7 protein-coding genes, 1 tRNA gene and 1 pseudogene are annotated in these 7,936 nt (G+C 64.8%); 5 read left to right on the forward strand and 4 right to left on the reverse strand.

Features of this window, described 5'->3' with window-relative positions; all coding sequences use genetic code 11:
• Together ACFWF3_RS15945 and ACFWF3_RS15950 are read right to left on the reverse strand one after the other, a co-directional pair.
• Positions 1–110: pseudogene (locus ACFWF3_RS15945) on the reverse strand (transcriptional regulator); the annotation flags it as partial.
• 112 nt (positions 111–222) lie between these two features.
• A complete protein-coding gene (locus tag ACFWF3_RS15950) occupies positions 223–822 on the reverse strand; it encodes a TetR/AcrR family transcriptional regulator (RefSeq protein WP_379314256.1) in 600 nt (199 codons plus the stop codon).
• A 71-nt stretch (positions 823–893) separates the two neighbouring features.
• Between ACFWF3_RS15950 and ACFWF3_RS15955 the strand changes: the two genes are divergently transcribed.
• From ACFWF3_RS15955 to ACFWF3_RS15965, 3 genes are all read left to right on the forward strand, one after another.
• Positions 894–2,036 (forward strand): acyl-CoA dehydrogenase family protein, encoded by a 1,143-nt coding sequence (locus ACFWF3_RS15955; RefSeq protein ID WP_379314257.1) that lies wholly within the window; start codon positions 894–896, stop codon positions 2,034–2,036.
• 94 nt (positions 2,037–2,130) lie between these two features.
• Complete coding sequence (locus ACFWF3_RS15960) at positions 2,131–2,907, forward strand: DUF1542 domain-containing protein (RefSeq protein WP_379314258.1); 777 nt, start codon at positions 2,131–2,133, stop codon at positions 2,905–2,907.
• Between the two features lie 73 nt (positions 2,908–2,980).
• A tRNA-Arg gene (locus tag ACFWF3_RS15965) sits at positions 2,981–3,053 on the forward strand.
• Positions 3,054–3,680: 627 nt separating this feature from the next.
• On the opposite strand, the gene ACFWF3_RS15970 is transcribed toward ACFWF3_RS15965, so the two are convergent.
• On the reverse strand, positions 3,681–4,343 hold the full coding sequence (locus ACFWF3_RS15970) for a pentapeptide repeat-containing protein (protein WP_378990443.1): 663 nt from the start codon (positions 4,341–4,343) through the stop codon (positions 3,681–3,683).
• 12 nt (positions 4,344–4,355) lie between these two features.
• Positions 4,356–5,243 (reverse strand): exodeoxyribonuclease III, encoded by an 888-nt coding sequence (locus ACFWF3_RS15975; protein ID WP_379314259.1) that lies wholly within the window; start codon positions 5,241–5,243, stop codon positions 4,356–4,358.
• A 652-nt stretch (positions 5,244–5,895) separates the two neighbouring features.
• Here ACFWF3_RS15975 and ACFWF3_RS15980 point away from each other — a divergent pair.
• Positions 5,896–7,266, forward strand: a complete 1,371-nt coding sequence (locus ACFWF3_RS15980; protein WP_379314260.1) for a toll/interleukin-1 receptor domain-containing protein — start codon at positions 5,896–5,898, stop codon at positions 7,264–7,266.
• Positions 7,263–7,936 (forward strand): AAA family ATPase (locus tag ACFWF3_RS15985; RefSeq protein WP_379314261.1); only part of this gene is annotated, 674 nt, incomplete at its 3' end. The genes ACFWF3_RS15980 and ACFWF3_RS15985, both read left to right, overlap by 4 nt.

The raw sequence follows: 7,936 nt of genomic DNA on the forward strand, positions 1-7,936 counted from the left end.
GCCAGCGCCCAGAGGACTTGAACCCTCGTCGGATCGGCCAGCATTCGGAACACCTCGACCACCAACCCCACCTGATCCTCGGCCAGAGGCGAGCGGGGATCTGCATTCATGCGCAGATAATAGATCGCCGATGCCGGTTCCCCCGTAGCCGCCGCTCCGGACGTTGGTCAGGCCGACATGCCGAGTGCCGAGGCGAGCGCCGGACCGAGGGCCGGAATCCGCTCAGCGCAACGCGATCTCGGCGAGCGCGGTCCAGTCGGCCAACACCTTTTTGCGACGAACGCGGTCACGGCCGACCATCTCGTCGAGAGTGGCGCCACGGACCAGGTTTATGGTGAGCCAGAAGGTGCTCTCCAAGCGCTCACCGGTGATGGCGGGGTCGATCAGCCCGGCACAGCGGTCGAGCAGCTCGACGGTGAGTTCGTGCTGCACCCGCAACATTTCACGGCGTAGCGCCGTGTCGTTGGCGATTCCCACATACAGCTCCACCGCGGCACGACCGAGCTTGCCCGCGAAGGTAGCGGTGACCAACTCGACCAGTACAGCGCCCGCCGACCTACCGTCCGGCACCGCTTTCGCCTTACGCAGCATGGCTTCTCGCTGACGATCGGTGAGATGGCCGATCGCCTGAGCTAGAAGTTCACCGCGCGTGTGGAACTGATGCAGCTGCGCGCCACGCGTCACCCCCGCCCTGGCCGTGATATCGGCGATGGAGGCACCCGCATAGCCGACCTCGGCCAGGCTCTCGATGGCGGCATCAAGCAGCAGCGTCCGGGTCCGCAGACTCTTCTCCTGATGCTTGTTCGGTGGGAGCGCAGGCATCACTCCAGTATAGGGCTACAAAATTACATGTCACATTGCACGCAATTCAGTGCTCGGCGTACTGTCATGACATGGCTGTAGACCGGATGTTGCCCACCGCCGAGGCACGTGAGCTGATCGATCTGACCCGCGACATCGCCGACAAGGTGCTCGAGCCGCGTGTCACCGAGAGCGAGAAGACCGGAGTCTTCCCGGACGGCGTGTTCCCGGCGCTCGGCGCGGCCGGGCTGCTCAGCCTGCCGTATCCGGAGGAATTCGGCGGCGGCGCGCAGCCGTACGAGGTGTACCTCCAGGTGCTGGAGGAAATCGCGAGCCGCTGGGCCGCCGTCGCCGTGGCGGTGAGCGTGCACGGCCTGTCCTGCCACCCGCTGTTCACCTACGGCACCGACGAGCAGAAGCAACAGTGGCTCGACGGCATGCTCTCGGGCGAAACCATCGGCGCCTACAGCCTTTCCGAAGCACACGCCGGTTCCGACGCGGCCGCCCTGCGGTGCCGGGCCACCCCCGTCGACGGCGGCTACAACCTCAACGGCACCAAGGCCTGGATCACCAACGGCGGCCGCGCCGACTTCTACACCCTGTTCGCCCGCACCGGCGAGGGGTCGCGCGGCATCTCCTGCTTCCTCGTCCCCGCGGGCACCGAGGGCCTGAGCTTCGGCAAGCCCGAGGAGAAGATGGGCCTGCGCGCCATCCCCACCACCACCGCCGCCTACGACGACGCGTTCCTGCCCGCCGAACGTCGCATCGGCGAAGAGGGACAGGGACTTTCGATCGCGTTCAGCGCGCTCGACGCGGGCCGCCTCGGCATCGCCGCCGTCGCCACCGGTGTCGCCCAGCGCGCGCTCGACGAGGCCGTCGCCTACGCCAAGGAACGAGAAGCCTTCGGCCGCAAGATTATCGACCACCAGGGCCTCGGGTTCGTCCTCGCCGACATGGCCGCCGCCGTCGACACCGCCCGCGCCACCTACCTCGACGCCGCCCGCCGCCGCGATGCGGGCCTGCCGTATTCGCGCCAGGCTTCGGTCGCCAAACTGGCCGCCACCGACGCGGCCATGAAGGTGACCACCGACGCGGTCCAGGTCTTCGGCGGCTACGGCTACACCCAGGACTTCCCCGTCGAGCGCTACATGCGCGAAGCGAAGGTCATGCAGATCTTCGAGGGAACCAACCAGATCCAGCGCCTGGTCATCGCCCGCCACCTCGCCGGTAGCTAATAGGCAACGCGCTGATCAATAGGGGTCAGCGCGTTCGGGCAACCGATCAGTAAACTGGACGGCATCTCGACACCTCGACGAAATGAGGCGCGCGATGCTGTGGTGGTTGATCGTGATCGTGATCGTGTGCGTCGGCGCTCTGCTGTACCTGCGTGCCGAACAGAACAAGCGCAACGCGCGCGAGCTCGAGGAAGCACAGGCCGACGCGCGGGTGACCATCGAGCGGCTCGGCGGACAGGTCTACCAGCTGACTCCGCGCAACGAAGCCGCACGACAGGCCCTGGCCGACGCGTCCGAACGGTACAACGCCGCGGGCGGCCAGATCGACCGCGCCGGCTCCCCCGCCCAAGCCCGCCTGGCCAAGCAGTCCGCGCTGGAGGGCCTCTATTACATTCGCGCCGCCCGCACCGCGATGGATATGGACCCCGGCCCTGCGATCCCGGCCATCGAGGGCCAGGACATCGCCGGCCAGGTCGACGAGCAGCGCACCATCGCCCACAACGGCCGCTCGATCACCGCCTCCCCCGCCCCCTCCGCGGGCACACCGAACTATTTCCCCGGCGGCCGCGTGGCGGGTCGCCCCGTCCCCGCCGGGTGGTATTCCGAACCGTGGTGGAAGCCCGCGCTGATCGCCGGCGCCTGGGGCGCGGGCTCGGCACTGTTGTTCACCACGCTGTTCGCCGAAATGGGCGGGGTCGGCTACAACGCGCAAGCCTTCGAGGACGGCACCGGCGAAGCGGCCGCCGATCCCGGCACCGACCAGGGCGGATTCGACCCCGGCGACACCGGCGGCGACTTCGGCAACAGCGGGGGTTATGACACCGGCGGCGGTTTCGACAGCGGCGGCGGCGGCGATTTCGGCGGCTTCTGACCCCGCCCAACGGGCCTCTGCCACCGACCCCGGCCCCACGCTATACTCAGCTCGGCCAGCCCAGCCTGGCCACGCCTTCGTAGCTCAGGGGATAGAGCAACCCTCTCCTAAAGGGTAGGTCGCAGGTTCGAATCCTGCCGAGGGCACAAACCTGCGACACTAATTTCGCAGGTCAACGGCCGTTTCCTCGCGATTCCGACAAAGGTCGCACACGAAAGTCCAGGTCAGGCGCGTTCGTCCCTCTGGAGTGGCAGGGCACAGCGAACATGGGAATGCACGCATCGGTACACGGGATATCGGCGACCGGGCCTCTCACCGGCACCGGTTAGTCCCGGCACCATGTCCTTCGCGGCGCGCAGCGGCCGGTTCCACGGACTTGGCCAGCTGGCCGCCACCGGTTCCGACCCCCCGCCCCGTCACGGGCGTCATCGACGCTGCACCTGCGGAACGAGTACAGCAACCGTCCCGGTGATGGGGAAAGCGATGAGCTGTGGTCGCAAGATGGAGCACCCGTCGCCGATCGAATCCGACTCGACGAACTTCGAGCCGGATTGCCGACCAGACTTCCCGGCGCACCTACCCGTAAAGATGCCGAAAAGACCCGCATGCACCGCAAACCGGAACGATCCGCCGAGACAGCCCGCACCGAATCCACCGCCGCGCGGCCGACGAATGAACTCACGGAGGATTCTCTGCGCGCTGCCGGTCACAGCCCCGATACATGCCACGATCGATGTCGATCCGACCAGGCTTGGGAGTCAATGGCAGCCGGGTCACGATCGAATGGTGACATCCACAGCTCCATTTTCGCTGAACCATTTCTTGAGCTCGAGACCAGCGAGAACCATAGCCGATTTCACTCCGACATCCACTGGACCAATTATGGACCCCGAAGCGCCTGCCACCGAACATCCGCCCATTCGTGCGTCCGAAAAGTCTGTCGAAGAAAACTCGCAGCCTCGCAGATCGGCGGATCCGAGATCGGCATCCGCAAAGCTTGCGCTCCGCAAGTCAGCACCAACCAGATTTGCACGCCGGAAGTCCGAATCCTCGAAGACCGCGCTCTGAAGACGGGCATCACAGAAAATACCACCAGATGCCGAACAGCCACGACCTTCGACCTTGCGGAGATCGCTACGACTGAAATCAGCATTACGCAAATCGGCCGAAATCATCCACGCTGTATACAGATCCACATCGGATACACATGCCGAAGTCAGATCGGCCCCATTCAAGGACGCGCCCTCCAAGAACAAACCCGATACATCAGAGCGGGAAAGGTTCAGACCGTCCCCATTGAAGAGATTGGATGCCGACATCGACATCGACACCGGTGGCAATTGATCCAGGTAGAGCCCCAGAGCCACTTGAGCCGCAGGGTCAGAAGGCCAACGCTTGACATCGCTCCTGGTCCGGCCATAAATCAACTGCCCCATACTACTTTTCCTTCAGTCAGGCATTGCCGAGTAGGTCACCACGAGTGGGGCGTGATCGGAGAGGCGCTCGGCGGGTGACGGTTCCTTGTCGACGACGACAGACGTGGCGAGGCGGGCGAGACCGGGTGTCGCGAGTTGGTGGTCCACCCGCCAACCCACATCCTTGGCGAACGATCGACCCGCCCAACTCCACCAGGTGAGTGGACCCGGGCGATCGCCGTGCACCTGTCGCACCACGTCGATGAGCCGGCGCGTGCCGAGAATCGAACTGAACCACTCGCGGTCGGCAGGCAGGAATCCGTCCATCGTGCGGGCGGCACGCCAGTTGGTCACATCGTGCCGGGTGTGCGCGATGTTCAGATCCCCGGTGAGGACGAACTCGCGTCCCGCGCTCAGCGCCGCGAGCCGGTTCCGGTGCACTTCGCGGGCGAACGCCGCGAGGAACCTCTGCTTGCGTTCGTACTTGACCCCACCGTCGGGCTGTTCGCGCAGAGATCCCGGGCGCTGGAGATGCGAGGGCAGACCACCTTTGGGGAGATACAGACAGGCCACCGTCACCGGCCGGTCGGCCAGGTCGACCTCGATATAGCGTCCCTGTGCGGCGAACTCACCGAGTCCGCGGGCCCTGGGTGGGTGGGTCACCCACGTCCGCACGGCAGCGGCGCAAACCCTCGTCAGTACGGCCACACCGTTACGACCGGCTACGGAACCAACGTCCACCGCCGCCGAATAGCCCGGGAAGGTGCCCACATCAGATGCGGGACAACGCAACTCCTGCAACGCGACCACGTCGACCGACCGCGCCCGCAACCACTGGTCGAATCCACGGCGACGTGCCGCGCGGATTCCGTTCACGTTGAATGTGGCGACAGTGAGAGAATCAGCGACCGACGAACCCATGGCAACACTGTGCCGGAGTCCCCCGTCACCCGCTCGGGCAGCTCCGGTACGCGACCTCGGTGGGGCCGGGGAGATCGGCGAACTGGTTTTCCCTCGCGCAAGCCGATGGATGGGACCGCGCGTTCTCGCCTCCCCCAACGGCACTCGGTTTATCGACGCCGAAGCACCGGCAGCTCAGACCGAATATCTCGGTGCGCACGCCGCCACGGACACGAGATGTGAAGGCCAGGCAGGAAGCCGAGGCCGAAGCTGAGCGAGCACGGACTGGACCCCGCCGATCAAGCTCTGATGTCGTCACGTCCGTTTCATCTCGGATGTACGCCGCCCAGGATACGTCCAAAAGTTGGAGCAGCAGGCGACCTGCCACACCAGGGCGATAGACTCAGATCAGATAATGACCAACTATGACCAGGCGTTTTCCGGTTGCCTGTGTTTTGCGTGTCCTGCCGAGGGCACGACAGCGCACTGCGGCTGCCAGCCCGGTGACCTGATGCTCGGCGAAGTTCGAGTAGCTGACTACTCTACGACGCGATTACGTCGGAGCCTACTGTTGATTCGGTACTGAACACGTTCTCGGGACATTCCACGCTGGTGCTGCGCCACCCGGCGTGGCCGGGCGTTTTGTGGCGCAATCCGGATCGAGTGTTTGGGCATGAACGACGATTTCTGGGACGATCTTCTCGCGCATATCCGGCAGCGGGTTCTGGTGCCGGTTGTGGGGCCCGACGTGACCAGGGTCGATATCGGCGACGCTGATCAGACATTCACCACACTCATCGGCCAGCGCCTTGCCGAACGCTGGAACCTCTCCGTGCCGCCCGGACCGACCACCATGGATGCGGCGGTGGCGGCGTTCCTGCGCGAGCGCGGCCAAGACGAGATAGAGCGGTTGTATCGCGTCATCAACGACATCATCGTGGAGGTCGATCCAGAGCCCGGCGAAGCACTTCGAAACCTCGCCGCGATCGATGACCTGCGCTTGTTCGTGAGCACGACGCCCGACCGAGTGCTCGCGAAGGCCGTGAACGAGGTCCGTTTCCAGGGAAGGCAAGGCGCACGGGAGATTTCGTTCTCTCCCAATCAATCCACCAGTGAACAGTCGCGAAATGCCCAACCGGCCACGGCCGCCGATACCGTCGTTCTGAATTTGTACGGTCAAGCGGTCTCCACTCCTCAATATGCGATCCATGAGGAGGACCGGCTGGAGTGGCTGCACGCATTACTCAGCGAAAAGGCGAGCCTTCCCGACTGGGTCGGTTACCAACTGAAGGAACAGCCCCTACTCTTCATCGGCTGCGAGATCCCCGACTGGCTCGGACGGTTCCTCCTGCGGATGTCCAGCAATACCCGGCTGTCGCTGGAACGCATTCCCTTCTTTCTCGCCGGCTGCTCGGCGTCACGAGAACCTTCCCTGTCGAGTTTTTTCGCGACGTACTGCCGCAAGACGCTGGTCCAGCAACTGGACATCGACCCGGCGACCTTTGTCGCGGAGTTACGCGCGCGCTGGGTGCAGCAGACCACTCCGAGGCGCCATGACGCGGTTGGCGACGCCGTTCGTCCGCTTCCGGACGCTCCGACGATCTTCATCAGCTATATGCGGGAGGACGCCGACGCGGCCAAGCGGGTCTGTGACGCCATCACGAGTCTCGGGGGTGACGTGTGGCTCGACGAGCGGCGGCTCAGCCCAGGAGATGCGTGGGAACACGAGATTCTGTGCAGCATCCGCCGAACCGTCCGCCTGTTCGTCCCGATCATCTCCGCGAACACCGAGCACGCGGAGGAAGGTTACGTTTTCAAAGAATGGTACGAGGCGGCAGATCGCGCACGCTCCATCCCGAGCCGCCGTTTCATCGTGCCCGTGGTTATCGACGACAACTACGATCTCAACCCGAGCCGTTACCGGCAGATGCCGGACAGCTTCGGGCGCTTGCACTTCGGCAGGGCACCCGGCGGTGAGCCGGATGCGGGGCTCATCGCCGTGCTGAAGGACGAAATCCGCGCGATGCGGCGGACAGCGGCATGACTGCCGTCACGCGAGCGGGGCAACTCGACAGCGAGAACCCGTGGCCGGGCCTGGAGTCCTTCGAGGAAAACGGGCAGGCGTTCTTCTTCGGGCGCGACCGTGAAGCGGAGTCCTTGCTGAACCACGTCCGCGATGCCCCGGTCACGATCTTGTACGGCCGGTCCGGTCTCGGAAAGACCTCACTGCTGCGAGCCGGCCTCTTCCCCGCGCTGCGCAACGAGCACTTCCTGCCGATCTACATACGCTTGGACCTCACACCGAACGCGACGGCACTGTCTCGCCAGCTACACCGATCGGTGCGCGACTCGATCCGGGCCGAAGCGCCCGATGCGATATTGCCCGGCGACGATGAATCGCTCTGGGAGTATCTGCATCGCAAAGACTTCGAGCTCTGGAGTGCACAGAACTATCCGCTCACGCCGGTGATCGTTCTCGACCAGTTCGAGGAACTCTTCACCCTCGGTGAGCGCGTTCCAGATCTCGTCCGGGAATTCATGCACGACCTCGGCGACCTCGCCGAGAACCGGATTTCCGACGATGTGGCTGCCCGGATCGACAACGACGAGGCCGAGGCAGGCCGGTTCCGGTTGCGGTCACAAGACTTCAAGTTGCTGATCACGTTGCGGGAGGACTTTCTGCCCAACCTCGAGGAATGGTGCCCGCTCATTCC

The sequence above is a fragment of the Nocardia sp. NPDC060220 genome, assembly GCF_042727815.1.
In the GTDB taxonomy this organism is placed as follows: domain Bacteria; phylum Actinomycetota; class Actinomycetes; order Mycobacteriales; family Mycobacteriaceae; genus Nocardia.

Excerpts from the sequence above, each read along its gene's own strand:
- ACFWF3_RS15950 (WP_379314256.1), bottom strand. The coding sequence starts at position 822 with ATGCCTGCGCTCCCACCGAACAAGCATCAGGAGAAGAGTCTGCGGACC.
- ACFWF3_RS15955 (WP_379314257.1), top strand. The coding sequence starts at position 894 with ATGGCTGTAGACCGGATGTTGCCCACCGCCGAGGCACGTGAGCTGATC.
- ACFWF3_RS15960 (WP_379314258.1), top strand. The coding sequence starts at position 2,131 with ATGCTGTGGTGGTTGATCGTGATCGTGATCGTGTGCGTCGGCGCTCTG.
- ACFWF3_RS15970 (WP_378990443.1), bottom strand. The coding sequence starts at position 4,343 with ATGGGGCAGTTGATTTATGGCCGGACCAGGAGCGATGTCAAGCGTTGG.
- ACFWF3_RS15975 (WP_379314259.1), bottom strand. The coding sequence starts at position 5,243 with ATGGGTTCGTCGGTCGCTGATTCTCTCACTGTCGCCACATTCAACGTG.
- ACFWF3_RS15980 (WP_379314260.1), top strand. The coding sequence starts at position 5,896 with ATGAACGACGATTTCTGGGACGATCTTCTCGCGCATATCCGGCAGCGG.